Below are 26,223 nucleotides of genomic sequence, written 5' to 3' on the forward strand. Positions count from 1 at the left end.
ACACCGACGGCGGCGGGCTGATCGCCAGCAAGGCCGTGGTGCTGAGCATCACCGACGTCAACGAGGCGCCGACAGTGACCTCGGGTGCGACGGCGAGCGTGGCGGAGAACGCGCCGGCCAGCACGGTGGTGTATACCGCGACGGCGACCGACCCAGACACCACGGCGCCGAACAACACCCAGGCCTGGAGTCTGACCGGCACCGATGCATCGCTGTTGAGCATCAATTCCAGCGGCCAAGTCACACTCAACGCCTCGGCCAACTTCGAGGCCAAGAGTTCCTACAGCTTCAATGTGGTGAACACCGACGGCGGCGGGCTGATCGCCAGCAAGGCCGTGGTGCTGAGCATCACCGACGTCAACGAGGCGCCGACAGTGACCTCGGGTGCGACGGCGAGCGTGGCGGAGAACGCGCCGGCCAGCACGGTAGTGTATACCGCGACGGCGACCGACCCAGACACCACGGCGCCGAACAACACCCAGGCCTGGAGTCTGACCGGCGCCGATGCATCGCTGTTGAGCATCAATTCCAGCGGCCAAGTCACACTCAACGCCTCGGCCAACTTCGAGGCCAAGAGTTCCTACAGCTTCAATGTCGTTGACACCGACGGCGGCGGGCTGACCGCCAGCAAGGCCGTGGTGCTGAGCATCACCAACGTCAACGAGGCGCCGACGGCGCCTACCGATACCAACAGCGCGAACAATTTCATTGCCGCGAACGCCGCGAATGGCACGGTTATAGGGGTCACGGCAAATTCGACCGATCCCGATGCCGGAGACACGGCTACCTATAGCTTTACGAGCAATCCCAACAACCTGTTCGCAATCAACTCGACAACCGGAGTCGTAAGCGTCGCCGATGGCCAAAATCTCAACGCGGGCTCTTACACGATTGGGGTTCAGGCTACTGATAATCACGGCCTAGCTGGGCCGAGCAGCAACTTTACCGTCGCGGTGGCGGGTATTAGTGCGTCTCTCACAAGTACCCAACTTGGTGGGCTCGAGACGGGAAATCAATTGAACAAGAACCTCCCACTTGGAACTTTCAAAACTATCGGGGATCCGGACGGGAGCCACACATATACGTATGCTCTCGCGATTGGAGGAGACAACAGTCAGTTCAGCGTGGACAGCAGCACAGGGGTACTGTCGGTCGGCGGAAGCAACGTTAGCACCAATCAAACTTACCACCTAACGGTGATAGCGACCTCGGGTAGCATCTCGTTGTCCGTACCGGTCAATATTATTGTTGGAGATACAGGACCCAATAGCCTATCGGCGACCAATGGAATTAATCTATTCTATGGACTGAACAATAGTGACGCCATCACAGGTGGATCTGGCTTTGATGGAATTATCGCTGGCGCCGGTACCGACACCCTTATTGGAAACGCGGGAGGCGATTTTCTGGCAGGAGGCGGGCAAGGCGATACCTTCAAGTACAATGCAATCACGGACTCCCAGTCTGGCGTTGTCAACAACGTTGCCAATTATGACACGATCGCCGATTTCACTTCCGGGACGGACAAGATCGATTTGACGAGCTTTACCGCGTCGGCTTTCACGGCGTTTAAAACGATCGACGTGGGGGCCGCAAATATCGCGGCGCATACTATCGCCTGGCATTTTGATAGCGCCAACAATCAGACGATTGTTTATGCCAACCAGACCGCTGGCGCCTTGGCGCAAGGCAGCTCTGGGCTGCTCGAAATCCATCTGGCAGGCGCCACGTCGGTGGCAATAGGTGATTTCCTGGATACCGGTGGCCTGGCAGTAGCGCCCGCCGGCATCGCCGGAGAGCCAATCAATCTTGCCCTGACCGCACCGTCGGCGAATCTCGTCCCTGTCTTAGTCACAATCACTGGCGTTCCTTCGGGCTGGACTTTGAGTGAAGGCATTAACAACGGCGACGGTACGTGGATGGTTCAGACGAACGACGTGCAATCGCTGACGGTCACCACGCCTGCCAGTTTTACCGGCGCGGCCGTGCTCGATGTCTCGATGACCTGGGTCAACGCTGACGGCACGACCGGAAGCGCGTCGATCGTCGACAATGTCGAAGCCTACGCGCCAGGTTCGCCGATCTTCGCCTGGTCCGGCGACGACGTGCTGACCGGCTCAAGCGGCAACGATCTGTTCGTCTTCTCACAGCCGATCGGCAACGATACTGTGCACAGCTTCGACGCGGCTGCTGACCAGATCGACCTGATCGGTTATTCCGGCTTCCAGAGCTTCGCCGACGTTCAGGCGCATTTGGCCGACGACGCCAACGGCAACGCGGTGATCACGCTTGGCGACGGGCAGTCGATCCTGCTCGACGGCGTGCACTCGAGTGCGCTTGCGGACGGCAATTTCGCCTTCGACCAGACGCCGGTGGTCAACAATGCCGGCACCATGACGATCGGCGACGGCGCAATGCTGCCGCTGACCGGCACAATCAATAATAGCGGCCTCATCTCGCTCGACTCGGCCGGCAGCGATACGCTGCTGCAGGTCATCCAGCATGGCGTGACCCTGCAGGGTGGCGGGCAGATCCTGCTGTCCGACAGCGCCACCAATATCATCTCCGGCACAGGGCCGGACGTCACTCTGGTCAATGTCGACAACACGATCTCGGGCGCCGGCCAGCTGGGCGGCGGGATGCTCAGCCTCGACAACCTGGGCACGATCATCGCCACCGGCTCGCAAGCGCTGGTCATCGACACCGGAGGCAGCGTCGTCGTCAATTCGGGAACGCTGGAGGCAACCGGCTCCGGCGGCCTGACGATCACCGGCGGGCTGGCGAATTCCGGCATGCTGTGGGCCAATGGCGGCAACATTGCCATCAACGGCCAGGTCACTGGCGACGGCGATGCCACGATCGGCAACCTGTCGAAGCTGGAGTTCGGCGGCGCCTCGTCCACGGACATCACCTTCGCGCATGATGCCGCCGGCACATTGCAGCTGGACGATTCATTCGACTTCAGCGGAAGCATCGCCGGCATCACCAATGACGACAAGGTGAACCTCGAAGATATCCTGTTCGGCACCGGAACGTCCGCTGCCTATCAGGCGGACCTCGACGGCGCCGGAGGAACGTTGACCGTCACGGACGGCACGCACAACGCCACGCTCCACCTCCTTGGCGTCTACGATGCAAACAGCTTCGCAATTTCCGACGACGGCGCCGGCAGAACGGTGGTTCACCTGACGACGAACGACTTTGTGGTGTGAAACAAGCAAGTGAGCCGCGCGGATATGCGCGGCTCAGCTGATGTGGCCGGTGCCTGATTCAGCTTACGAATTAAGGTTTACGGCAGGATTCGGAAGGGACCGCGTGGCCGGTTGGACGATCAGGAGTAGGATCGGTTCGGGGCGCGCAGTTGGACAGGGGGGCGGTTTTCCGCTGGGTATTTGAGTCTCGACAACAAATCCAAGATCGTGAAGGACGCGCTTCGGGCGTGCCGCTACTATTTCCTAGTCGCGGCGGCGTTCAGCCTGGCGATCAATCTGCTCTATCTCGCCTCCCCGCTCTACATGCTGCAGATCTACGACCGGGTGGTCACCAGCGGCAGCCAAACCACGCTGGTTATGCTAACATTGGTGCTGCTCACAGCTTTTCTCGCGCTGGCTGGCCTCGATCTTGTGCGCGCCTGGATCCTGACGCGCGCCAGCGCACGCCTCGATCGGCTCCTTTCGGCAAAAGTCCTCGCCGCGTCGGTCGAAACCCCATCGCCCGGCTCCTCGCCGAGCCAGCCTATCCGCGATTTCGACACGTTCAGGCAGGTCATCACCGGCAGCGGCATCCATGCCCTGTTCGACCTGCCATGGTCACCCATCTACATTGGCATCATCTTCCTGCTGCATCCATGGCTCGGCTTCTTCGCTTTGGGCTGCTCGCTGCTCTTGATCGCCATGGCCGTCCTCAACGAGTACCTCGTGCGTTCGCCGCTGAAGCAGGCCAACGACCTGGCGACGACCAACTATAACTTTACCGAGATGAGCCTCAGAAACTCGGAAGTCGTTCGCGCCATGGGGATGATCGACGGTCTCATCCGCCGCTGGGGGCGCGACCGCAACCTGGCGCTGCGGCGCCAGGCGGAGGCGAGCGATCGCGCCGCACTGATGTCCGGCCTGATCCGTTTCCTGCGGCTAACCATGCAGTCGCTGATCCTCGGCCTCGGCGCCTATCTGGTGATCGAGCGGCAGATCACCGGCGGCACCATGTTTGCGGCGAGCCTCTTGTTGGGCCGGGGGCTACAGCCAGTCGAGCAGATCGTCGGCCTTTGGCGCAGCCTGATCCTGGCGCGGGCGGCGTTGGCAAGGGTCGAGAAGCTGGTCGACGGGGGCGCGCAGAGCGAAAGATCGTTCAACCTGCCGAAGCCCACCGGCAAGATTTCGGTCGAGCAGGTCAGCTTTGCAGTTGCCAGCCAGCAAAAAGTGCTTCTCCGGGACGTATCCTTCCGGCTGGACGCAGGCGAGGCGCTGGGAATCGTCGGCCCTTCCGGCGCCGGCAAATCGACGCTGGCGCGTCATCTCGCGGGCGTCATGCAACCCAGCCGCGGCACCGTCAGGCTGGATGGCGCTGACCTGTCGCAATGGGGGCACGATGCGCTAGGCGACCACATCGGCTATCTGCCGCAGGATATCGAGCTCTTCTCCGATACGGTCGCCGCCAACATCGGCCGTTTCAAGACCAATGTCGACCAGGAGGTGATAGAGGCCGCGCGGCTCGCTGGCGTGCACGAGATGATTATCCGCCTGCCACAGGGTTACGAGACCCAGATCGGCGAAGGCGGCGCAGTCCTGTCAGGAGGATATAGGCAGCGGATTGCCCTTGCCCGGGCGGTGTTCGGCACACCGAACCTGATCATTCTCGACGAGCCGAGTTCCAATCTCGACGCCGATGGCGACCGCGCGCTGAGCGACTGCGCGCTTGAGCTGAAGCGCCGCGGCAGCACGGTGATCATCGTCTCGCACCGGCCCTCGACCCTGGCGAATGTCGACAAGATCCTTCTGTTGCGCGATGGCGCCGTCGAGGCCTTCGGGATGAGAAACGAGATCGTGGCGCTGCTCAACCAGCGCGCGGCTCCGATGGCGGTGGCAACCCAATGAGCTGTGGGCGGAGAGATCGATGAGCGATGGCGCCCTCACCTACCGGAGCCTGCCCGGCGAGGTCGGCATCATGGCCCCGGATTCGATCCGGGTGCCGGCCTGTATCGGCCTGCTGATCATCATCGCCTTTTTCGGCATTTTCGGCGGCTGGGCAGCTTTTGCCCCGCTGAACGGCGCCGTGCTCGCCGACGCCATCGTCAAGGTGGAAGGCAATCGAAAGAGCGTACAGCATTTCGACGGCGGTACGGTGAAGGAGATCCGCGTCAAGGATGGCGACGTCGTCAGGAAGGGCGACATAATGCTGAAGCTGGACGACACCAGAATCCGGTCCGAGTTCAATCTCTATGCCCAGCAATATGCGCTCTTGCGGGCAACCGATGCGAGGATCCGGGCTGAACTGGACGGCAGCGTGGCTGTTGCCTTTCCCAAGGACATCCTCAAGGAGCATGAGGACTACCTTAAGGATGCGATGGCAAACCAGATCGCCGATCTGGAAAGCCAGCGCGCCTCGATGGCCGGCGCCAAGCAGATCCTCGAGCGGCGCATTGCCGAGCTCGAGGAGCAAATAAAGGGCAAGCAGTCTCGGGTCGAATCCTACGAGGCCCAGCTGCAATCGACGATTGAGGAGAAGGCCAGCCTGTCGAAGCTGCTCAAGGCCGGATTGACGACCCGCCCGCGCATCCTGGAACTGGAACGGTCCGCCTCGGAACTGCAGGGCCTGATCGACGAGAACCTCGGCGCAATTGGCGGCAGCCAGCAGAGCAAAGCCGAACTCGAGAGCCAGATCGCGCAATTGACCAATGAGCGCCGAGCCAAGCTGTCGGCCATGCTGATCGACACGCAATCGAACCTTGCCGACCTCGTGCCCAAGATGTTTGCCGCCCAGGCTGCCATGGACCGGGCTGAAGTGCGCGCACCCTATGATGGCCAGGTAATGGACCTCAGCGTCTTCTCGATCGGTGCGATCGTGGCGCCGGGCCAGACCATCCTCGATATCGTGCCGACCGAGAATTCACTGATCGTCCAGGCGCAGGTTCGCGTCGAGGACATATCGAACCTGCGACCCGACATGGCGGCCGAAGTTCGTTTCACATCCTACAAGCAGCGTTCGATACCCATAATTCATGGACGCGTCACCCGCATTTCGGCGGATCGCATCACCGACAGCAAGACCGGGTTTCCCTACTACCTCGCCGACGTGGCTGTCGATCCGGTGGAATTGGCCGCGGCCCCCCAGATTGCGCTTTACCCAGGCATGCCAGCGTCAGTCATGATCGTTACCGAGGAACGCACCGCACTCGACTACATTTTAGGCCCGCTGGTTGTGTCGTTCCACTCCGCGTTTCGCCAGAAATGACGGGGCGCCGCATGCCAGTAGCGGACGTTGAACTTCCAATGTCCGATGTCGTGAGTTGACCCCGACATTCACGTTGTGAGTGTGAATCACGAGATAGGCACCTGCCCAGCGAACGAGAAGTCCCTTCCGACTGACGCTTTTGCAGTCTGCAAACGATGGCGTCGCCATCAAAGGTGTAAATACTGGTAAAATTTCGGCGGCCGAACACGCATCACTGCCGCCAGCTTGTTGCGAAATGAGCGCCCGATTCGGGTCACGACCCGCCCAATTACACGTCGTTGCCGCCGATTACCGCTCGCATCGCTGCACGGTCTTTCGAAACCAGAAGGCTTGAGCTACGTGTGATGGGTGCCATCAAGGCGGAGAAAATTGACGAACAGGCCGAACCTATCTGAAAAGTATCACAATAGGTAACACACAGATGAGTAGAATGATGCGCGATACACGGCCAGATATGTAAAATTCTTTATAAAAGTCAATGACTTACAGGATAAGCCGATGGTACCGTTGGCTGGGATCGAACCAGCGACCTCCGGATCCACAATCCGGCGCTCTAACCATCTGAGCTACAACGGCACGTTCGCCTGAGCCAGATCGTGGTGAAAAATTCATTCTCCGAGATCCGCTCTGTCGTTCGGCGATGCGTCCAATACGGTCTATCAGAGTCTAATTCAAGGCCTTTGATAAGGCAAAGCCGGTTCTGCCAACAGGCGCCGGTTTTCTTCGGGCAAAAGAAAAGGCCGGCGGGAGGAGGTGCCGGCCTTTTCCTGTTACGAGCCAGCGGGAGGAGGTGCTGGCTGGTCACCCCGGAGAGCAGAGGGAGGAGGTTCCACTCGCCGGGTATTCACTGGACAACTCTATCGCACATCTATTTGTCTGACGAAATGCGACGTTTTGATGCATCGTAGAGTTGTGCGTAATTATTAGGCGGCCTTGATGTCCTTCAGGGCCTTCTCGAAGGCGGTCTTGACCGGCTTCGAGACGTCTTCGGCAGCCTTGGAAGCAACGGCCTGAAACTCCTTGGCCTGCTCGACGGTGGTCTCGACGCGCTTGCGCAGGAAGGCGGTCTGCAGTTCGACGACTTCCGACAGCGACTTGGCGCCGATCAGGGCTTCGAGGTGCGAGAAGCCGGCTTCGGCATTGGCGCGCAGAGCGGCGATGGTCTTGAGCGACAGGTCGCTGGAAACGGTCTTGGCGGTCTCGAAGGTCGATTCCAGAACTTTCTGGGTCTCTTCGGCGCCGGTCTTCAGCTTGGAGTAGGCTTCCTTCGACTGCTCAACGCCCTTTTCGGCAAAAGCGCGGATCTGGTCGGTTGCCTTGGAAGCGTCGAAGCTCGGGAATTCAACGTTTTCGATGGTCTCAGCGGTCTTGGCCTTGGTCATTTTCCATCCTTTCGGGGGTAGCGGCTTTGACAAAAAGCCGTCTCGTTCATGTATGATGGCAATATAGCGGTTTTTTTGTGCGTTGCAATATCTTTGTTGCAGTGCACCATAAATTTCTTCCGCGACGTTACCCCAGGCATTAGCCAAGGGCCGTTAACCAAGAGGCCAGAGATTCCCCCCGCTTCCCGCCATGGCTTGTGGACCTTCGCCGCGCGGGCTTTTATTAACAAAGCGTTAACTGCAAATTGCCCGCCTTGTAGGTTCGCCAAGAGGTTTCACCGAAAGGGTCCGCCAAGCGCATGCCTTCCGAGAACTACTCTTTCCTCGATGTCGCCGTGCTCGACGCGGTCCGCCAGCGCTTTGCCGCTGGCGACGCGATTGCGATTCTGTCGGCTGACCTCGAACAGGTGATCTGGGCCAACGGCCCGGGCGCGGCGGTGTTCGGCTATCCCGATATCGAAGCCATCATCGGCGCCTCGGCACAGCTGCCGCTGATCGCCAGACGGCAGATCATGGCGACCGCCGGCTTCCCGCAGATCGGCAGCAACCGCGCCATCACGGTGCGTCTGGCGACCGGCATGACCAGCCGCGCCGTCGGCTTCCTGGCCAGTGCGGTGACGATGCCGGACGGCGAAAGCGCCATCATGCTGGCGGTGCCGGCGGCGCAAACCGGCTCGTGCAGTGCTGCCGACATTGCAGCCCGCGCCATCAGCGGCCTCACAGAGGATGGCCACTTCATCGCCTTTGTCGACGCCGCCGGCACTGTCGAAGCGGCTTCGGATGGTTTTGCCGCGCTCGCCATCCGGCCTGAGACGCTGGCGGCGCTTGTCGCCGACGTGGCGAGCCAGGACGACCGCATCGTCAAGCGGCTGGTTCCCGGCGGCACGACGTCCTATCCGGCGGGCTTTGCCCGCCTGACCGATACCAGGCATCTTCTGGTGGTCATCGACGAGGATCAGCTCGGTGACGAAAATCCTGTCGGCGAGTTGGATGTCGAACCTGCTGCAGCGCCGGAGGACGTTGGCCCGACACAAGCCGCTGCGGAGAACACGGCAGCGGTCGATGCGGTGGCTGACCAATCCGTCGCAGTCAGCGATCAGGGCGCACCACTCACGGCCGCACCTGACGTCGCCGAGACAATACCGGCTGCGACGGACGATGATGCTTCGGCGCCAACCGATACAAAGGCAGACGATCGCGAGCAGACGAGCGGTCGCGAGCAGGCGGCGAACGACAGCGCGCCGGCGCAACATGATCATTGGTACTTTCATGCCGGCGAAGAGCCGCGGGCAAGCGAGCCGGACAGCCCAGTACAAGCCGAGGCAGAATCAGTTGTCACGGCGGAGAATGCGCAGCCGGACAGCGCTGCTGCCGCCTCGGCCGGCCTGCCCTCCAATGTGGCCCTACCGGCTGCGCCCCCCGCCAAACGTCAGATCGACCGCTCGGCGCCGCCGCTGCGTTTCGTCTGGCGCACCGACGCCGAGGGCAGGTTCAGCGCGCTCTCGCCGGAATTTGCCGACATTGTCGGCAAGCCCGCCGCCGATGTGATCGGCCGCCGCTTCAAGGATGTAGCGACAATTTTCGGCCTTGATGCCTCGGGCGAGATCGCCGGCCTGCTCGAACGGCGCGACACCTGGTCGGGCCGCTCGGTGCTGTGGCCGGTTGCGGGCACCGACCTGAAGATACCGGTCGATCTGGCCGCACTGCCTGTCTATGGCCGCAGCCGCGCCTTCGAAGGGTTTCGTGGCTTCGGCGTCGCCCGCGCCAGCGATGCGGTGGTCGATCCGGAAGCGATCGGCACGGCGCTGATCCCCAATGGCGCGCCACCGGCGGCAGCCGAGCCGGCCCCGGAAGAGACCGTGACGGAAGCCCCCAAGGCGACCGATCCGTTCGAGGGCGAAGTGCCGGCGCTGACCATCGTGCCGAAGCAGGAACGGCGCTTTGCCGACAAGGTCATCCGGCTGGCCGAGCATCGGCAGCCCGCCAACGATAAAGGCCTGTCGACGCTGGAGCGCAGCGCTTTTCGCGAAATCGGCGAGCGGCTGAAAAAGGACAATCCCCCACCGGAACAGCCGGAGATCACCAGGCAGGCCGAATCGGCCAAGCCAGATCAGGTAACGCCGGACCAGGCCAAGGGAGATCAGCCCAAGCCGGATCACACCGCAGCGGACCAGGCTGAAACGGCCGCGCCAGCCCAGCAACCCGCCGAGGCCTCCAGCCCAGACGAAGCCGTCCCGGCTGCCGCAGCTGAACCATCGGCTGCCGAAAGCGAAATGGCTGAGGCCGAGCCGCCGGAAAGCGATGCCGAGGATGAAAAGGATCTGGTGCGGCTCGACGGCGCGCTGCCGGGCGACGTCATTGCGAACAGCGAAGCAGGCGAGGCAAAGGCGCCGACAGTCTCGCGCTCCCTGCTCGATTACGCCGATCCCGAACCGGGCTCCGTCACCGGAGAAAGTCCCGAAGCGATGTCTTCCAACAGCGAACCGGCGCCGGCTTCCGAGCTGGATGAGACGAAGGCTCAGGAAATCGTCGAGGCCGTAGAGCCACAGCCGGTTGTTGCCGAGGCGCCGGCCGACGCCAGCGAAGACGACAGCATGACTGCGGCCGATTTCCGCGATGCCGAGGACAATGAGGATTGGGCCCCGGCCGACGAGGCGGCCGGTTCAGCCGTGGAAGACGGGGACAAGGCCGGCGATGCGGACACAGCGCCGGCAGAGCCGCCGCGCCTGAAAGTGCCGCCGCTCAAACTTGAAGGGTTCATGCCTTCGGCGTTTTCAGCCGGAGACGAACACAAGGCGCCGGACACGTCGATCCTCGGCAAGCTGCCGGTGCCGCTGCTCATCCATTCGGGCGACGAGCTTCATTACGCCAATGAGGAATTCCTCGGCCTGACCGGCTATGACACGCTCGACGATTTGAGCGATGCCGGCGGCCTCGACGCGCTGTTTGCCGATCCTTATTCCGAGACGGCCGACGAAAGCGACCACGCGCTGCGGCTGAAGGCGCGTGACGGGCAGGAATTTCCGATCGAAGCCATTTTGCGTTCGGTACCGTGGCGCGCCGGCAAGGCACTGATGCTGGTGGTACGGCGCACTGGCGACGACGAGGCGCCGATGGTCGCGCATGTCGCAGCCGAGGAGCAGACGCAGCCCGACGTTTCCGAGCTCAAATCACGCATTGCCGAAATGCGCACCATCATCGACACCGCGACCGATGGCGTGGTGCTGATCGGCCGCGACGGCGATATCCGCTCGATCAGCCGTCCAGCCGAGGCGCTGTTCGGCTTCGACAGCGACGAGGTGACCGGCAAGCCGTTCGCCTCGCTGTTTGCCATCGAAAGCCAGCGCGCGGCGCGCGACTATCTCAACGGACTGTCCGAGCCCGGCGTGGCGAGCGTCATGAACGATGGCCGCGAGGTGATCGGGCGCGAGGCGCAAGGGCGCTTCATCCCGCTGTTCATGACCATAGGCCGGCTGCCCAACGACAGCGGCTTCTGTGCCGTGGTCCGCGACATCACGCAGTGGAAGCGGGCCGAGGAGGATTTGACCCAGGCGCGCGCGGTGGCCGAGCGCGCCTCCTCGCAGAAGACCGATTTCCTCGCCCGCATCAGCCATGAGATCCGCACGCCGCTCAACGCCATTATCGGCTTTTCCGAACTGATGGTGGACGAAAAGTTCGGCCCGGTGGCCAATGACCGCTACCGCGACTATCTGCGCGACATCAACCGCTCGGGCAACCATGTGCTCGACCTGGTCAACGACCTCCTGGACATCTCGAAGATCGAGGCCGGCCAGCAGGAGATGGACTACGAGGCGGTGTCGCTCAACGACACGCTGGCCGAGACGGTGGCGATGATGCAGCCGCAGGCCAATCGCGAGCGCGTCATCATTCGCTCCAGCTTCGCCTCTCGGCTGCCGGAAGTGGTCGCCGACCTCAGAAGCGTGCGCCAGATCGCGCTCAACATCCTGTCCAACGCCATCCGCTACACCCAGGCCGGTGGCCAGGTGATCGTGTCGACGGCCTATGAAACCTCCGGCGATGTCCTCATGCGGGTGCGCGATACCGGCATCGGCATGAGCCATGCCGAGATCGAGCAGGCGCTGAAGCCGTTCAAGCAGATCAACGCGCTGAAGCGCGGGCGTGGCGACGGCACCGGCCTCGGCCTGCCGCTGACCAAGGCGATGGTGGAAGCCAACCGCGCCCGCTTCACCATCACCTCGACCCCGGGCGAAGGGACACTGGTCGAGGTCGCCTTCCCGTCGACGCGTGTGCTGGCGGAATAGAGCCGCTCCATCCTGAACCGGCACAAAGAAAAGGCGTCCAACAGGACGCCTTAGTGGAATTTTGCTGTCACAACGGGGCTTGAGCGAATCTGATCCTCAGGGGACGAGGAACGGGATTTCTCCCTCAAGTTACGTACGACTATCGACGCCGGGCCTTAACAACTCCTTACCGGCCGGCCAAAAAATTTACGAATGTGTACCACTCGTGAAATCTAGGTAAATTCGACCGGCATAAATCGTTAACCATGCCGGCGCGGTCAGTCCGCCAGTTGGGGCAGATCCTTGAACAATTCCAGCGCCTCCGGATTGGCGAGCGCTTCCTTGTTCTTGATGGCGCGGCCATGCACGACGTCGCGCACCGCAAGCTCGGTGATCTTGCCCGATTTGGTGCGTGGAATGTCGGTGACCGCAACGATCTTTGCCGGCACGTGACGCGGGCTAGCGCCGGTACGGATCTTCGCCCGGATGCGCTTTTCCAGATCCTCATCCAGCGTTACCCCGGCGGCCAGCCGCACGAACAGCACGACGCGCACGTCATTGTCGAAATCCTGGCCGATGCACAGTGCTTCCAGGATTTCCGGCATCTGTTCGACCTGGTTGTAGATCTCCGCCGTGCCGATGCGCACGCCGCCAGGATTGAGCGTCGCGTCGGAGCGACCGTGGATGATCATGCCGCCATGCGCCGTCCATTCGGCGAAGTCGCCATGGCACCAGACATTGTCGAAACGCTCGAAATAGGCCGCCTGGTATTTCCTGCCCTCAGGGTCGTTCCAGAAGCCTATCGGCATCGACGGAAACGCTTTTGTGCAGACCAGTTCGCCCTTCTCACCGCGGATCGGCTTGCCGTCATCATCCCAGACATCGACGGCAAGGCCGAGGCCGGGTCCCTGGATCTCGCCGGTCCATACAGCTTGCGTCGGCACGCCAAGCACGAAGCAGGAGACGATGTCGGTGCCGCCGGAGACCGAGGCCAGATGCACGTCGTTCTTGATGCCCTCATAGACGAAGCGAAAATCCTCCGGCGACAGCGGCGAGCCGGTGGAGGAAATCGCCCGCACGCTCGACAGATCGTGGCTGCGGATCGGCTTGAGACCGGCCTTGCGCACGGAATCGATGAACTTGGCCGAGGTGCCGAAGAAGGTCATCTTCTCGGCATCGGCGAAGCTGAACAGCACATTGCCGTCGGGGTAGAAGGGTGAGCCGTCATAGAGCAGCAGCGTTGCACCTGACGCCAGCCCCGACACCAGCCAGTTCCACATCATCCAGCCGCAGGTGGTGAAATAGAAGAAGCGGTCGCCTTCGAGCAGCCCGGCATGCATCCGGTGTTCCTTGACATGCTGGATCAGCGTGCCGCCGGCCGAATGCACGATGCATTTGGGAATGCCGGTGGTTCCGGACGAAAACAGGATGTAGAGCGGATGCGAAAATGGTAGCTGCTCGAATGTGAGGGCTTTGGCGGCAAAGGGTGACAACGCCTCTTCCAGCGCCACCGCCTTGTCGATAATCGCGGCGATATCGCGCGACGTACCGAGATAGTCGACGATCAGGACCTTGCCGACGGTTTCTAGCTTCACAGCAACGGCAGCGATCTTGTCGGCGACCTCGATTGCCTTGCCATTGTACCAGTAGCCATCCGGCGCGATGAAGACGACCGGTTCGATCTGGCCGAAACGGTCGAGCACGCCCTGTTCGCCGAAATCGGGAGAGCACGATGACCAGACCGCGCCGATCGAGGCAGCCGCCAGCATGGCGGCGACAGTTTCCGGCATGTTGGGCATCATCGCCGCGATGCGGTCGCCCTTCTTCACCTTGAGCGACAGGAAAAGCTGCTGAAAGCGCGAGGTCAGCTGGTGCAGTTCGTTCCACGACAGCCGCCGCTCGATCTTGTCCTCGCCGCGAAAGACTATTGCCGCACCGGAACCGGTCTTTTTCAGCAGGTTCTCGGCGAAATTCAGCGTCGCATCGGGGAAGAAGGCGGCACCGGGCATCTTGTCGCCGTCGACGAGCACGGTCTCGCCCTTCTCGCCGACAATGCCGCAAAAGTCCCACAGCAGGCTCCAGAAGCCCTCGCGATCCTCGACCGACCAGCGGTGCAGTTCGGCGTAGGAGGCGAAGGACGTGCCGGTTTTGGCCGCCGCGTCCTTCATGAAGGCGGTCAGGGGTGCTGCGTCGATCTGGTCTTGCGTCGGGGTCCACAGAGGCGCGTCACCAGCCATGATCGATCCTCCTTGAAGCCCGTCGCGTCGCAAGTCTGATATGCATTTGTTTTTATGCATGTCGTTGTCCCGGAACCGCTGCACACTTCCGGGCGACATGCATTAGCCCCAGCTTTACAGGCGCCGCTGTCCCAAAAACGCCGCGCCTCGTGGCAGGCTGAAGCTGCATCGCTTATGCCTATCGCCAAGCAGCAGAGCAAGATTTTGTTCGGCCGAATGCGGCCAGATGTGCGCAATTGCCATCGCCGGGCCATAAAGACTTGAAATGCGTCAGCGCTGGGTTACACCCGTCGGGCGGTTTTTGTCGGAATGAAAGCATACGGGGCGATATGCCATCACCTTTGATCCGGCGCGGAATATGGGCGATCGGCGTTGCCGTGCTCGTCATCGCGCTGGTCGTCGCCGCTCTGCCGCTGATTGCCTCGACCCGGATCGTGCGCGACCGCATCGCCTGGGAGATGAGCGCGTGGAGCGGTTTCAGGGTCACCATTGACGGTTCGCCGCGCATCGAGGTGTGGCCGAAGTTCCGCGCCATATTGAGCGACGTCACGCTATCGCAGTGGACCGAGACCGACGCGCCGCCGGTGATCGAAGCCGAACGCGTCGAGGTCGACCTTTCGGCCATGGCGGCGCTGCAGGGCGATGTGGTGTTTTCGACGGCGCGGCTGGTGCGGCCGACGATCCGGGTTCAGCGCGCCGCAAACGGCATGTTCCTGCCCGCCATACCGACCGGAGGGCGCATCACGCGCTCGATCGACACGGCGCGCGGCGTGGTCGGCGCCGATCCGACCAAGCCCGATCTGAGCAAGCTGCCGGCCGACCCGTTCGGCACCGTGGAATTCAGGGACGGCCGCATGGTCGCCTCCATCGGCGGCAAGGACGTCGAATTGCTGACCAGCCTGTCCGGCCAGGCGAGCTGGGCGGCGATGAACAGCAACGCGACCTTGTCGGCGACCGGCATCTGGCGCGGCGAAAGCGTCACCGTCGATGCCGCCTCGCCCAATCCGCTGGTGCTGTTTGCCGGTGGTTCCGCACCCGTCACGTTTTCGTTCAAGGCAGCGCCCGCCAGCTTCTCGTTCGAAGGCACGGCCGGCATGTCGCAGAACGCCTATTTCGACGGCCAGGCGAAATTCGCCGCGCCATCGCTGCGGCGCGTGCTGGAATGGTCGCAGGCCGGTATTGCCCCCGGTACGGCGATCGGTTCCGTCTCGATTTCGAGCAAGATCACGGCGACGGCCGGCCGCGTCAAATTCGAAAACACCGCGGTGGCGCTCGACAACAATCCGGGAATGGGGGCGCTCGATTTCTCGTTCGGCGACGCCTTGCCGGTGATTTCCGGCACGCTCGCCTTCGACACGCTCGACCTCAGGTCGCTGTTCTCCGCCTTCACGCCGCTGGCGCCCACCGGCGAGACCGGCCCCGGGGAAATCGACACCAGCTTTGCCGACCGCGTCAATCTGGATCTGAGGCTGTCGGCGGCGCATGCCTCGGCGGGCGCGGTCCAGCTTGCCGACGTCGCAGCCACGGCGCAGGTGAAGAACGGGCTTGCCGTCTTCGATATCTCCGATGCGTCGGCCTTTGGCGGCAACGTTCAGAGCAGCCTGCGCTTCGACCGCAAGCCGGAGGGTTCGCAGGTCGAGATCCGGCTGCTCGCCTCCGACATTGACGGCGCCGCTTTCGGCACCGCGGCCGGCATGACGCGACTGGTTCCGGCCAGCACCGGCACGGTCTCGGTCATTCTCAAAGGGCCGGGGAAATCCTGGGACTCGATCTTCGAGAACGCCGACGGCTCGGTCACGGCGACGTTCGGGCCGGGCGCGCTGAGCGGGCTCAATTTGCCGGCGTTTCTGAAGCACACCGAACAGGGCGGCTTCTTTGCACTCGACGATGTCTCGGACGGGACGCTGCCTATCGACGGCGCCGAGCTCAAGGCCACGATCTCGAAGGGCGTGGCGCGGCTCGACAAGGCCGAGGCCAATTCGGCGAAATACAAGATCTGGCTGTCCGGCATCGCGTCATACGGCGGACGCGGGCTGGCGCTATCGGGCGGTGTTATCCAGGCCGACCCGGCGGCAGCGCCCACCAATGGTCAGCAAGGCCCCAATCAGTCGTCCTTCTTCGTCGGCGGCAACTGGAGCACGCCGTTCATCTCGCCGATCAGCCGCGGCATTTCGGGCGAGTAGGCGAGCCCCTCGAAAGGGCGCCCGCCTGCCGCGACTGCTTCCGCTCAATCAGCCGCGCTGCGCGGCCTGTTCGTCGAGCTGACGCTGCACCTCACGCCGCTTGTTGGCGACCGAGGCAATGATGACGCCGACGGCAACCACGGCGATCAGGATGGTGCAGGCAGCATTGATTTCCGGCGTCACGCCGAGACGCACCTGGCTGTATATCTTCATCGGCAGCGTGGTGGCGCCGGGGCCCGAGGTGAAGGACGCGATCACCAGATCGTCGAGCGAGAGCGTAAAGGCCAGCATCCAGCCGGACACGATCGCCGGCATGATGACCGGCAGCGTGATCTGGAAGAAGGTCTTCACCGGCGTTGCGCCAAGATCCATCGCCGCCTCTTCCAGCGACCGGTCGAACGACACCAGGCGCGACTGCACGACGACGGCCACGAAGCACATGGTCAAGGTGATGTGGGCGAGCGTGACGGTGAGGAAGCCGCGGTCGAGACCGACGGCGACGAAGAGCAAAAGCAGCGACAGCCCGGTGATGACTTCAGGCATGACCAGCGGCGCAAACACCATGCCGGAAAACAGGATGCGCCCCCGAAAGCGGGTGTAGCGGGTCAAGGTCAGTGCCGCCAGCGTGCCGAGCACGGTCGCCACGGTCGCCGAAATGACACCCACACGCGCGGTCACCCAGGTGGCGTCCATCAGGCCCTGATTGTGGAACAGCGAGACATACCATTTGGTCGAGAAGCCACCCCAGACGGTGACCAGCTTCGATTCGTTGAAAGAGAAGACGACGAGCAGCACGATCGGCAGATAGAGGAAGGCAAAGCCCAGCACGACCGAGGTGACGTTGAATCGGCTCCAGGTGGCGTTCATTTGTCCTGCTCCTGGGCGCGTGCCTGAGCCTGCTGGAAGAGCATGATCGGCACGATCAGGAGCAGCAGCAGGATGACGGCGACGGCCGACGACACCGGCCAGTCACGGTTGGCGAAAAACTCGTTCCACAAGGTCTTGCCGATCATCAGCGTCTGCGACCCGCCGAGCAGGTCTGGAATGACGAACTCGCCGACCGCCGGGATGAACACCAGCAGGCAGCCGGCAATGACGCCGGGCAGCGACAGCGGGAAGGTGATTTTCCAGAAGGCGGCGGTTGGCGGGCAGCCGAGATCCTTGGCCGCCTCGATCAGCGAGTAATCCATCTTTTCCAGCGACGAATAGAGCGGCAGCACCATGAATGGCAGGTAGGAATAGACGATGCCGATGAAGATCGCCGTGTAGGTGTTGAGGATGATCAGTGGCTGATTGATGATGTGCAGCGACAGCAGCAGTTGGTTGAGCAGCCCTTCGGGCTTGAGGATGCCGATCCAGGCGTAGACGCGGATCAGGAACGAGGTCCAGAACGGCAGGATCACCAGCATCAGCAAGGTCGGGCGGATCGTCGCCGGCGCGCGCGCCATGCCGTAGGCGATGGGGAAGCCGACGAGCAAGGTCAGGATCGTCGAGACTGCCGCGATAATGACGCTGGTCACATAGGCTTTGAAGTAAAGCGCGTCCTGCGTCAGCCAGACATAATTGTCGAAGCTGAGTTCGCGGAAGCCGGCGAAGAAGCCGGAAATGCCGTCCGTGAAGTCGAGCACCGGCGTGTAGGGCGGCATGGCGATCGCCGACTGCGACAGCGAAATCTTGAAGACGATGATGAACGGGATGAAGAAGAAGAACAGCAGCCAGAGATAGGGAACGATGATGACGAGACGGCTGACGAAGCCGGCGCCGAGCCGCGTAAGCAATGGTTTGGCCGCTGTCGATGGGCCGGCATCGGTGATGGCGATGTTGGACATGGCCGCCCCCTACCGTGTCAGCACGACGCCGGCGTCCGGCCGGAAGGAGACCCAGGCGCGGTCGTTCCAGGTCAGCGGATCCTCGGTGACGCGCGCCGCGTTGAGCGCGCTTGCCCTGATGATCTGCCCGTCATCCAGCCTGATGTGGTAGACGGTCATGTCGCCGAGATAGGCGACGTCGTAGACTTCGCCCTCCAGCGCATTGACGGCGTCCGCCGGCTTCTTCGACGTTACCTTGATCTTCTCCGGCCTGATGGCGAAGACGATGTCGGAACCGGCCTTTGAATCGGTGCTGTTTTCGACGACGATCTGGGCCCCCGTCGTTCCGGTGATGCGTGTGGTGTTTGCCGCCCGCTCGGCGACCTTGCCTTCGAACATGTTCACATTGCCGACGAAGTGGGCGACGAAGCGCGAGCTGGGCGCCTCATAGACTTCCGCCGGCGTTGCCACCTGCATGACCTCGCCCTTGTCGATGATGGCGATGCGGTCGGCCATGGTCATCGCCTCCTCCTGGTCGTGGGTGACGACGACGAAGGTGAGGCCGAGATTTTGCTGCAGGTCCATCAGCTCGAACTGCGTTTCCTCGCGCAGCTTCTTGTCCAGCGCGCCGAGCGGCTCGTCGAGCAGCAGCACTTTCGGCCGCTTGGCAACCGAGCGGGCGAGCGCGACGCGCTGGCGCTGGCCGCCGGACAATTGGTGCGGCTTGCGCTTGGCGAATTGCTCGAGCTTGACCAGCTTCAGCATCTCGGCGACGCGCTTTTCGATGTCCGGCGCCGGCATGCCTTCCTGCTTGAGGCCGAAGGCAATGTTCTTTTCCACGCTCATATGCGGGAACAGCGCATAGGACTGGAACATCATGTTGACCGGGCGGCGATAGGGCGGGATGCCGCGCAGGTCCTGGCCGTCGAGAAGGATGCGTCCGGCGGTCGGCTCCTCGAAGCCGGCAAGCATCCGCAGCAGCGTCGACTTTCCGCAGCCCGACGCGCCGAGCAGGGCGAAGAACTCGCGCTCGAAAATGGTCAGCGACAGATTGTTGACGGCGGTGAACTCACCGAACTTCTTGGTGACGTTTTCGAATTGAATGTACGGCTTGGCGTTCGGGTCGTTCCATGGCGCGAAATCCCTGCGGATGCTGCCAAGCGATTTCATGTCCCACTCCGTCGTGTTTTTTTGCTTCTTGCCCCAGAAGAATGGCCCCGGCAGGTGACTGCCGGGGCCATGTCGCATTGCTTACTGGCCGGTGACGATCTTGGTCCAGCTGCGCGTGATCAGACGCTGCGTCTTGGGATCATAGGGCTGGACCGTATAGAGTTTTTTCAAGGTCTCGGCGTCCGGATAGACCGCCGGATCATCCAGCAGCGCCTTGTCGACGAACTGCTGCGAAGCCTTATTGCCGTTGGCGTACAGCACATAGTTGGACGACTTGGCGATCACTTCCGGCTTCATCATGTAGTTGAGGAATTCGAGTGCCTCGGCGACATGCGGCGCATCGGCGGGGATCGCCATCTGGTCGAACCACATCTGCGCGCCTTCCTTCGGCACGGAATAGCCGATCTCGACGCCTTGCTTGGCCTCCACGGCGCGGTTGCGCGCCTGGAAGACGTCACCCGACCAGCCTACCGCCAGGCAGATATCGCCATTGGCGAGCGCGTTGATGTATTCGGACGAATGGAATTTGCGGATATACGGCCGCACCTTCAGCAAAGTTTCCTCGGCCTTGGCGATGTCGTCGGGCGAGGTGCTGTTGGGGTCGAGGCCGAGATATTTCAGTGCCGCCGGGATGATGTCGGCCGGCGAGTCCAGCACATAGACACCGCAGTCCTTCAGCTTGGCCAGGCTGTCGGGATTGAAGAACACATCCCAGCTGTCGATCTTGTCGGTGCCGAGTGCCGCCTGCACTTTCTTGAGGTTGTAGCCGATGCCGACGGTGCCCCACATGTAGTTGACCGAATATTCGTTGCCCGGATCGTATTTGGCGGTCCGTTCCAGAACGGTATCCCACATGTTGGAGATGTTCGGCAGCTTCGACTTGTCGAGCTTCTGGAACACACCGGCCTGGATCTGGCGCGCCAGGAAGTTGCCGCTGGGCACGACGACGTCATAGCCGCTGCCGCCGGCAAGCAGCTTGGTCTCGAGGATCTCGTTGGAATCGAAGGTGTCATAGACCACCTTGATGCCGGTTTCCTTGGTGAAGTCCTCGATGATCGAGCTGTCGATATAATCCGACCAGTTGAAGACGTTGACGACGCGGTCCTCGGCATGGCCACCGACGGTAAAAAGCGTCAGAAATGCCGAGGTTGCCGAAAGCCAGAGCGCTTTGCGGATCATGCTGTTCTCCTTTGATGAGTGTTCCTTCGCCAATTCGTCGCAGCTTCAGCGCGATTGGGCATTTGCTTCAGAGTATTGAGCTTTCCAGGCAGCCACAAGCGCGAACTGCCGGCGCGATGCGGGCGGTTCGACCAGCGGCTGATGATGGCTCTGTGTGCCCGCCTGGCGGGTACGCCGACGCCGTCAGAGGCTTTCGCCGCGGCGCGGGCAGGGATACGACGCTGTGATCCGGTCTTGGTCCGACCGGCGGGGACACTTGGCAAGATAAGCCTGTCTTGTTGTTGCCGTGGCTTCAGCCTGCCCGCGCGGCAGCAACGTTGTCAATGGCCCATCTCGCGCTTTGGGGCGCGCAGCTCCGTCAATTAGGGGAAAGGCGGGTCAATTGGGGGAAGGCAGGCCGGTGACGCCGGGCCGCGCCGGCCTCGCCTGACGCTTGAATTCGAGTCCGATATGGACGAGCAGCGCGGCAACCACCACCGCGCCGCCGATGATTGTGCGCACCGAGGGCACCTCGGCATGGACGAGCCAGACCCAGAGCGGGCCAAGGATCGGCTCGAACGTGCCGAGCAACGCCGCGATCGCCGCAGGGACCAGCCGGGCGCCGGTGGCGAAGAATGCAAGGCCAAGGCCGAGATTGATGACACCGAAGGCAAACAGGAAAGCCATGTCGTGGGTGGAGACGGCGAACTGCGTGGCCTGCGACGCCGCGAACGCCGCCGCCAGCATCGTGCCGAGGCAGGTCGCCGGCGTCATGCGGACATGGGCGAAGCGCCGGGTGATGACGGTGGCAACCGAGAACATGACGGCGATCAGCAGTGCCAAGCCGTCGCCGATCGGCGATACGGCGCCGTCGAGCGATTCCGACACCATGATGGCGACGCCGGCGATGACGGCGGCGATCGCGACCCAGGTCGCGACGGCGACGCGTTCGCGAAACAGCACCCACGCCAGCAAAGCCGCCAGCAGCGGCACACCGGCCTGCATCAACAGGATGTTGGCGACGGTGGTGTAGGCGAGCGCGACAACGAAGCACGTCGAGGCGGTGGCGAAACAGACGGCCACGGCAAGGCCGGGCAGGCCCATATTGCGAAACAACCTTAGCATGCCGCGCCAGCCGTCGCGCCAGGCCATGAAGCAGATCAGGAACGCAGCCGCCCACACCGAGCGCCAGAATACCACCGTCCAGCTGTCGTTGGTGTCGATGAAACGGGCAATGGTGCCGCCAAAACTCCACATCAGCGCCGACAGGAACACCAGCAGGAAGCCGACGCGCTCCTCGCGCGGCGAAACGATCGGCGAAATGGCTGTCGGAGAAGATGCGGTATCGGTCATGGGGTGCGACTGTCGGCTATCTCGGGACGGCATGATGCACAAAGGACGACAGAAACGTGCCGCATTCGCCTAGCGCAAAGGCAACAGTCGGACGTGATCCAGCCGGGCATTCCCTTTGGCGCACCGCCTGCAAGTCGGCGGCATGCGAACGACCGGGAAGTCTATGACGTGATCTTGTTGCCGCGGATGAAGCGCCAGAGACCGGCCAGCGGAACCAGCAGCAGAATGCCGAATTTCTTCAGCGCGATGAGCGCGACCGCAATGAGCCCAGCCTTTGCCGCCAGTTTTCCGGCGATGAGGCCGCCAATGCCGACAGCGGCGACCGTGTCGGTGCCGGGCAGGAAGTCGGTGTATTTCTTACCGGTGTTGAAGTCCGCCACGCCCAGCACTTCATCCAGGCTCTGCTTGATCTCCGGCAACTGTTCCACTGTGGCGATATAGCTCATTACGAAGACGCCTTCCCGGCCGAGGAAGCGGACATCGTAATTGAGCGTGTGGACGGTATCGTCCCCGAACTGCAGTTCCTTGGCCCAGTGCAGCCGCTTGTGGACGAAATCATAGACCGGCGGCGAAGCCCAGCCGATCAGCTTGATTGGAGGAAAGCCGTCCTTCACCCGCTGATCGTTGGCCGACAATGTGTCCGCCTGCATGTTGCTCAGCAATTCGGTGTAGTCGATGGACGCGGCGTCGGCGTCATCGACATAGCCGATCTTCTCCCAGCGCAATTCGATGCCCCAACCGTTGCCGGCGATGGGTTCATACTTGACCGGAAAGATCATTCCGAGGGCCTCGGACGCGGTATCAGGCGGGTTGCCCCAAGCCTCGGTCAGGACGGACGTCGCATCCTTCTTGTCCAGAAAATAGAACTTGTCCTTGAGGTCGAGATGAATGCCTTCGGGAAGGTCGACCGCGCCGGTCTTCGGGGCGATCTTGTCCAGGAATGCCTTGCCGTCGTCACTATATTGTTGATAGCCCTTGAAGAATTCAGAGGATTTTTCCGCCAGAGCAGGCCCTGCCGAAAGGGCAAGCGCCACGCCAAGCCACAAAGCTTTCCTGTTCATCCTTGAATCCCCCCGCTGACACGCAGCTTGCCCTTCGAATACCGCAGCGCCGATGCTTAATCAATATTTGGTTCGGCGATGGTTCGGGCCGCACACTATTGTTCAGCGAAATTAAGGAGCACCGACCTTGCGGGCCGGTGAGACCTGGAACGCTACTGGAAATCGAAGGCGCTCAGACCCGTCACCATCTCGTCGAGGCCGAGTGGACGGGTCACAGGCGGCTCGGCGCGGGCGAGGCAGCCGATGCGCTCGCATAGCCGGCAGGCCGGACCGACCGGCGTGGCGGCGCCCTGTCCGGCCTTTGCTGGCAGCCCTGCGCCATAGACGATCTCGTCGCGAAAGCCGATGTCGCAGCCCAACAGCAGCGCGGTACGGCGCGGGCGCTCCGAGAACGAACCCTGCGGCCCCTCGAGCGTGCGGGCGATGCAAAGGAATTCGGCGCCGTCAGGCATTTCGACCGCCTCGACCAGGATCTGGCCCGGCAAAGCGAAGGCGGCATGGACAGGCAGCTTCGGACAGCCGCCGCCAAAACGGTTCTGCGGAAAGCCCTGGCCGCCCGCCTTGCGGAAGCGGTTGCCGGCGTTGTCGACCTCGAGCATGAAGAACGGCACGCCGGACAAGCCGGGACGCTGCAGCATGGTCAGGCGGTTTGCCGCTTGTTCGAAAGAGACACCGAAACGCGAACGCAGCACATCGATGTCGTAGCGTGCCCGAACTGCGGCTGCGTGGAAGGCCTGATAGGGCATCATCAACGCATGGGCGGCGTAGCGGCCGAGTTCGAAGCGAGCGAGCCGGCGGGCCTCGTCCGTGCCGAGCTTCAACGCCTGGATTTCGCCGGCGACAGCGACCGTCATGCGGATAAGGCAGGCTTCCATCGCGACTTCGCGCAACTGGTCGAAGGGCGACAGCCGCTCCGACAGGAACAGACGCTGCGAATGGCGGTCATAGCGGCGGCGCCAGTTCGGCATGGTGGCGACCGGCAGCACCTTGACGACGATGCCGTATTCGCGCTTCAGCCAGGCCTTCAGCGCGCCGTACAGATCGTCGCCTGGGTCGAGCACGGAGGTGAAAGCCTCGGCCTCTTCCTCGAGTGCTGCAAAATGGTTGGGCCGGCGCTCGAAAATCTCGTGCACCTCGTCGATCGGCAGCCGCGCGCCGGAAAGTGCCGTGGCCCGGCCCTCGCGCGCCAGAAGCTCGTTGAGATCGGACAGCCGCTCGGCCTGCTCGCGATAGGCGCGAAACAGTTTTATCATCGCGGCGGACGCATTGGGCGCGGCCTCGGCAAGCTCGATCAGCTCCTGGTCGCCAGGCAATTCACCGGCAAGCAGCGGATCGCCGAACACTTCCTTCAAAGCCGAGATCGATCCCCTCGCCTCGCCCTGCAATTCGTGCGGGTCGACCTTGTAGACCGAGGCCAGTTTCAGGATCAGCTGCACCGTCAGCGGCCGCTGGTTGCGCTCGATCAGGTTGAGATACGACGGCGAAATGCCGAGCCCCTCGGCCATCGCCGTCTGGGTCAGGCCCTTGGCGACGCGGATGCGGCGGATACGCGGCCCGGCGAAGATCTTCTGGTCGGCCATCGACTGCCCTTGACAGGAATTTTACACCGCTTGCGCGAGATGAAAGCGCATAAGCTTTTTACAATCGTGACAGATTTACAGCGCCTGCCAGTCAAAGACAACACAGGTTTTCTCTTATTTTCCGTCGAATATGACGGTTTTCCTCGCTCCCTTCGCGACGCAATGTAAATGATGTCACACACCGACGGCGCAAAATCTCCAATGGCGCGGCGTTGCAAGACACAGGCATCGATTGATCTGGAGCGACCAATGACTGATTTTTACAACCTCGTCCCATCCGCGCCCGAAGGCCGCTTCGACGGCATCGAACGGCCTTACTCGCCGGACGATGTGAAGCGGCTGCGCGGCTCGGTCCAGATCCGCCAGAGCCTTGCCGAACTGGGCGCCAACCGGCTGTGGAAGCTCATCCATGAGGAAGACTTCGTCAACGCACTCGGCGCCATGTCCGGCAACCAGGCCATGCAGCAGGTGCGCGCCGGGCTGAAGGCTATCTATCTCTCGGGCTGGCAGGTCGCCGCCGACGCCAACACCGCGTCGGCCATGTATCCGGACCAGTCGCTTTACCCCGCCAATGCGGCGCCGGAATTGGTCAAGCGGATCAACCGCACGCTTCAGCGCGCCGACCAGATCGAGACCTCGGAAGGCGGCCTGTCGGTCGATACCTGGTTCGCGCCGATCGTCGCCGATGCGGAAGCCGGGTTCGGCGGCCCGCTCAACGCCTTCGAGATCATGAAGGCGTTCATCGAGGCGGGCGCGGCCGGCGTTCACTATGAGGACCAGTTGGCTTCGGAGAAGAAGTGCGGCCATCTCGGCGGCAAGGTGCTAATCCCGACCGCGGCGCACATCCGCAACCTCAATGCGGCGCGCCTGGCGGCGGACGTGATGGGCACGCCGACGCTGGTCGTGGCACGCACCGATGCCGAAGCGGCAAAGCTTTTGACCTCCGACATTGACGAGCGCGACCAGCCCTTCGTCGACTATGATGCCGGCCGCACGGTGGAAGGTTTCTACCAGGTCAGGAACGGCATCGAGCCGTGCATCGCGCGTGCGATCGCCTATGCGCCGCATGCCGACCTGATCTGGTGCGAAACTTCCAAGCCCGATCTGGCACAGGCCAAGAAGTTTGCCGAGGGCGTGCGCAGGCATCACCCCGGCAAGCTGCTCGCCTATAATTGCTCGCCGTCGTTCAACTGGAAAAAGAACCTCGACGACGCCACGATCGCCAAGTTCCAGCGCGAACTCGGCGCGATGGGCTACAAGTTCCAGTTCATCACGCTGGCCGGTTTCCACCAGCTCAACTTCGGCATGTTCGAGCTGGCGCGCGGCTACAAGGCGCGGCAGATGGCGGCCTATTCCGAGCTGCAGGAAGCCGAGTTCGCGGCCGAAGCCCACGGCTACACCGCGACCAAGCACCAGCGCGAGGTCGGCACCGGCTATTTCGACGCCGTGTCGATGGCAATCAGCGGCGGCCAGTCCTCGACAACCGCCATGCATGAATCGACCGAGCACGCCCAATTCAAACCGGCGGCGGAATAACCAGACCAGCATTACCGACAGAGGAAACGCCCGGAACGGGCAA

At 62.4% G+C, this 26,223-nt stretch carries 16 protein-coding genes and 1 tRNA gene; 6 read left to right on the top strand and 11 right to left on the bottom strand.

Annotated elements, in window-relative coordinates:
- The coding region (locus H0241_RS36230; protein WP_328824723.1) for a hypothetical protein at positions 1 to 202 on the bottom strand (202 nt) is incomplete at its 3' end.
- Between H0241_RS36230 and H0241_RS15450 the strand changes: the two genes are divergently transcribed.
- From H0241_RS15450 to H0241_RS15460, 3 genes are all read left to right on the top strand, one after another.
- Positions 129 to 3,212, top strand: a complete 3,084-nt coding sequence (locus H0241_RS15450) for a beta strand repeat-containing protein (protein ID WP_328824722.1) — start codon at positions 129 to 131, stop codon at positions 3,210 to 3,212. The genes H0241_RS36230 and H0241_RS15450 overlap by 74 nt on opposite strands.
- A gap of 207 nt (positions 3,213 to 3,419) precedes the next feature.
- Entirely contained in the window at positions 3,420 to 5,093 is a 1,674-nt protein-coding gene (locus tag H0241_RS15455; RefSeq protein WP_328824697.1) for a type I secretion system permease/ATPase, read from the top strand.
- Positions 5,094 to 5,112: 19 nt separating this feature from the next.
- Entirely contained in the window at positions 5,113 to 6,450 is a 1,338-nt protein-coding gene (locus H0241_RS15460; protein WP_181058536.1) for an HlyD family type I secretion periplasmic adaptor subunit, read from the top strand.
- Positions 6,451 to 6,949: 499 nt separating this feature from the next.
- On the opposite strand, the gene H0241_RS15465 is transcribed toward H0241_RS15460, so the two are convergent.
- Together H0241_RS15465 and H0241_RS15470 are read right to left on the bottom strand one after the other, a co-directional pair.
- A tRNA-His gene (locus H0241_RS15465) sits at positions 6,950 to 7,026 on the bottom strand.
- A 347-nt stretch (positions 7,027 to 7,373) separates the two neighbouring features.
- Positions 7,374 to 7,832 (bottom strand): phasin, encoded by a 459-nt coding sequence (locus tag H0241_RS15470; protein WP_181058537.1) that lies wholly within the window; start codon positions 7,830 to 7,832, stop codon positions 7,374 to 7,376.
- Between the two features lie 299 nt (positions 7,833 to 8,131).
- Between H0241_RS15470 and H0241_RS15475 the strand changes: the two genes are divergently transcribed.
- Complete coding sequence (locus tag H0241_RS15475; RefSeq protein ID WP_181058538.1) at positions 8,132 to 12,115, top strand: PAS domain S-box protein; 3,984 nt, start codon at positions 8,132 to 8,134, stop codon at positions 12,113 to 12,115.
- Positions 12,116 to 12,372: 257 nt separating this feature from the next.
- On the opposite strand, the gene H0241_RS15480 is transcribed toward H0241_RS15475, so the two are convergent.
- Positions 12,373 to 14,331, bottom strand: coding sequence for an acetoacetate--CoA ligase (locus H0241_RS15480; RefSeq protein WP_181058539.1), 1,959 nt, complete (start codon positions 14,329 to 14,331; stop codon positions 12,373 to 12,375).
- 329 nt (positions 14,332 to 14,660) lie between these two features.
- On the opposite strand from H0241_RS15480, the gene H0241_RS15485 reads away from it, so the two are divergent.
- Positions 14,661 to 16,514 (top strand): AsmA family protein, encoded by a 1,854-nt coding sequence (locus H0241_RS15485; RefSeq protein WP_181058540.1) that lies wholly within the window; start codon positions 14,661 to 14,663, stop codon positions 16,512 to 16,514.
- 48 nt (positions 16,515 to 16,562) lie between these two features.
- Here the strand turns inward: H0241_RS15485 and H0241_RS15490 are convergent, their stop codons facing one another.
- The 7 genes from H0241_RS15490 to H0241_RS15520 all read right to left on the bottom strand — a co-directional run bounded on the left by H0241_RS15490 (position 16,563) and on the right by H0241_RS15520 (position 24,644).
- Positions 16,563 to 17,381: an ABC transporter permease gene (locus H0241_RS15490; protein WP_181058541.1), complete on the bottom strand. Its 819-nt coding sequence runs from the start codon at positions 17,379 to 17,381 to the stop codon at positions 16,563 to 16,565.
- On the bottom strand, positions 17,378 to 18,343 hold the full coding sequence (locus tag H0241_RS15495) for an ABC transporter permease subunit (protein WP_181058542.1): 966 nt from the start codon (positions 18,341 to 18,343) through the stop codon (positions 17,378 to 17,380). The genes H0241_RS15490 and H0241_RS15495 overlap by 4 nt, the downstream gene beginning before the upstream one ends.
- 9 nt (positions 18,344 to 18,352) lie before the next feature.
- A complete protein-coding gene (locus H0241_RS15500; RefSeq protein ID WP_181058543.1) occupies positions 18,353 to 19,492 on the bottom strand; it encodes an ABC transporter ATP-binding protein in 1,140 nt (379 codons plus the stop codon).
- 81 nt (positions 19,493 to 19,573) lie between these two features.
- On the bottom strand, positions 19,574 to 20,671 hold the full coding sequence (locus tag H0241_RS15505; protein ID WP_181058544.1) for a polyamine ABC transporter substrate-binding protein: 1,098 nt from the start codon (positions 20,669 to 20,671) through the stop codon (positions 19,574 to 19,576).
- 378 nt (positions 20,672 to 21,049) lie between these two features.
- The gene (locus H0241_RS15510; protein ID WP_181058545.1) at positions 21,050 to 22,003 is read right to left on the bottom strand and encodes a DMT family transporter; all 954 of its coding nucleotides are present in this window, start codon (positions 22,001 to 22,003) and stop codon (positions 21,050 to 21,052) included.
- A 161-nt stretch (positions 22,004 to 22,164) separates the two neighbouring features.
- Complete coding sequence (locus H0241_RS15515) at positions 22,165 to 23,064, bottom strand: DUF2167 domain-containing protein (protein ID WP_181058546.1); 900 nt, start codon at positions 23,062 to 23,064, stop codon at positions 22,165 to 22,167.
- 152 nt (positions 23,065 to 23,216) lie between these two features.
- Positions 23,217 to 24,644: a helix-turn-helix domain-containing protein gene (locus H0241_RS15520; RefSeq protein WP_181058547.1), complete on the bottom strand. Its 1,428-nt coding sequence runs from the start codon at positions 24,642 to 24,644 to the stop codon at positions 23,217 to 23,219.
- 249 nt (positions 24,645 to 24,893) lie between these two features.
- On the opposite strand from H0241_RS15520, the gene aceA reads away from it, so the two are divergent.
- Complete coding sequence (gene aceA / locus H0241_RS15525) at positions 24,894 to 26,180, top strand: isocitrate lyase (protein ID WP_181058548.1); 1,287 nt, start codon at positions 24,894 to 24,896, stop codon at positions 26,178 to 26,180.
- Positions 26,181 to 26,223 lie beyond the last annotated feature (43 nt).

Origin of the sequence: Mesorhizobium neociceri, from assembly GCF_013520985.1 — a bacterium.
In the GTDB taxonomy this organism is placed as follows: domain Bacteria; phylum Pseudomonadota; class Alphaproteobacteria; order Rhizobiales; family Rhizobiaceae; genus Mesorhizobium; species Mesorhizobium neociceri.

What these genes read in the sequence shown, in the direction of transcription:
- H0241_RS15480 (WP_181058539.1), bottom strand. Translation starts at nt 14,331, where the DNA reads ATGGCTGGTGACGCGCCTCTGTGGACCCCGACGCAAGACCAGATCGAC.
- H0241_RS15520 (WP_181058547.1), bottom strand. Translation starts at nt 24,644, where the DNA reads ATGGCCGACCAGAAGATCTTCGCCGGGCCGCGTATCCGCCGCATCCGC.
- H0241_RS15515 (WP_181058546.1), bottom strand. Translation starts at nt 23,064, where the DNA reads ATGAACAGGAAAGCTTTGTGGCTTGGCGTGGCGCTTGCCCTTTCGGCA.
- aceA (WP_181058548.1), top strand. Translation starts at nt 24,894, where the DNA reads ATGACTGATTTTTACAACCTCGTCCCATCCGCGCCCGAAGGCCGCTTC.
- H0241_RS15475 (WP_181058538.1), top strand. Translation starts at nt 8,132, where the DNA reads ATGCCTTCCGAGAACTACTCTTTCCTCGATGTCGCCGTGCTCGACGCG.
- H0241_RS15460 (WP_181058536.1), top strand. Translation starts at nt 5,113, where the DNA reads ATGAGCGATGGCGCCCTCACCTACCGGAGCCTGCCCGGCGAGGTCGGC.
- H0241_RS15505 (WP_181058544.1), bottom strand. Translation starts at nt 20,671, where the DNA reads ATGATCCGCAAAGCGCTCTGGCTTTCGGCAACCTCGGCATTTCTGACG.
- H0241_RS15510 (WP_181058545.1), bottom strand. Translation starts at nt 22,003, where the DNA reads ATGACCGATACCGCATCTTCTCCGACAGCCATTTCGCCGATCGTTTCG.
- H0241_RS15490 (WP_181058541.1), bottom strand. Translation starts at nt 17,381, where the DNA reads ATGAACGCCACCTGGAGCCGATTCAACGTCACCTCGGTCGTGCTGGGC.
- H0241_RS15500 (WP_181058543.1), bottom strand. Translation starts at nt 19,492, where the DNA reads ATGAAATCGCTTGGCAGCATCCGCAGGGATTTCGCGCCATGGAACGAC.
- H0241_RS15470 (WP_181058537.1), bottom strand. Translation starts at nt 7,832, where the DNA reads ATGACCAAGGCCAAGACCGCTGAGACCATCGAAAACGTTGAATTCCCG.
- H0241_RS15485 (WP_181058540.1), top strand. Translation starts at nt 14,661, where the DNA reads ATGCCATCACCTTTGATCCGGCGCGGAATATGGGCGATCGGCGTTGCC.
- H0241_RS15495 (WP_181058542.1), bottom strand. Translation starts at nt 18,343, where the DNA reads ATGTCCAACATCGCCATCACCGATGCCGGCCCATCGACAGCGGCCAAA.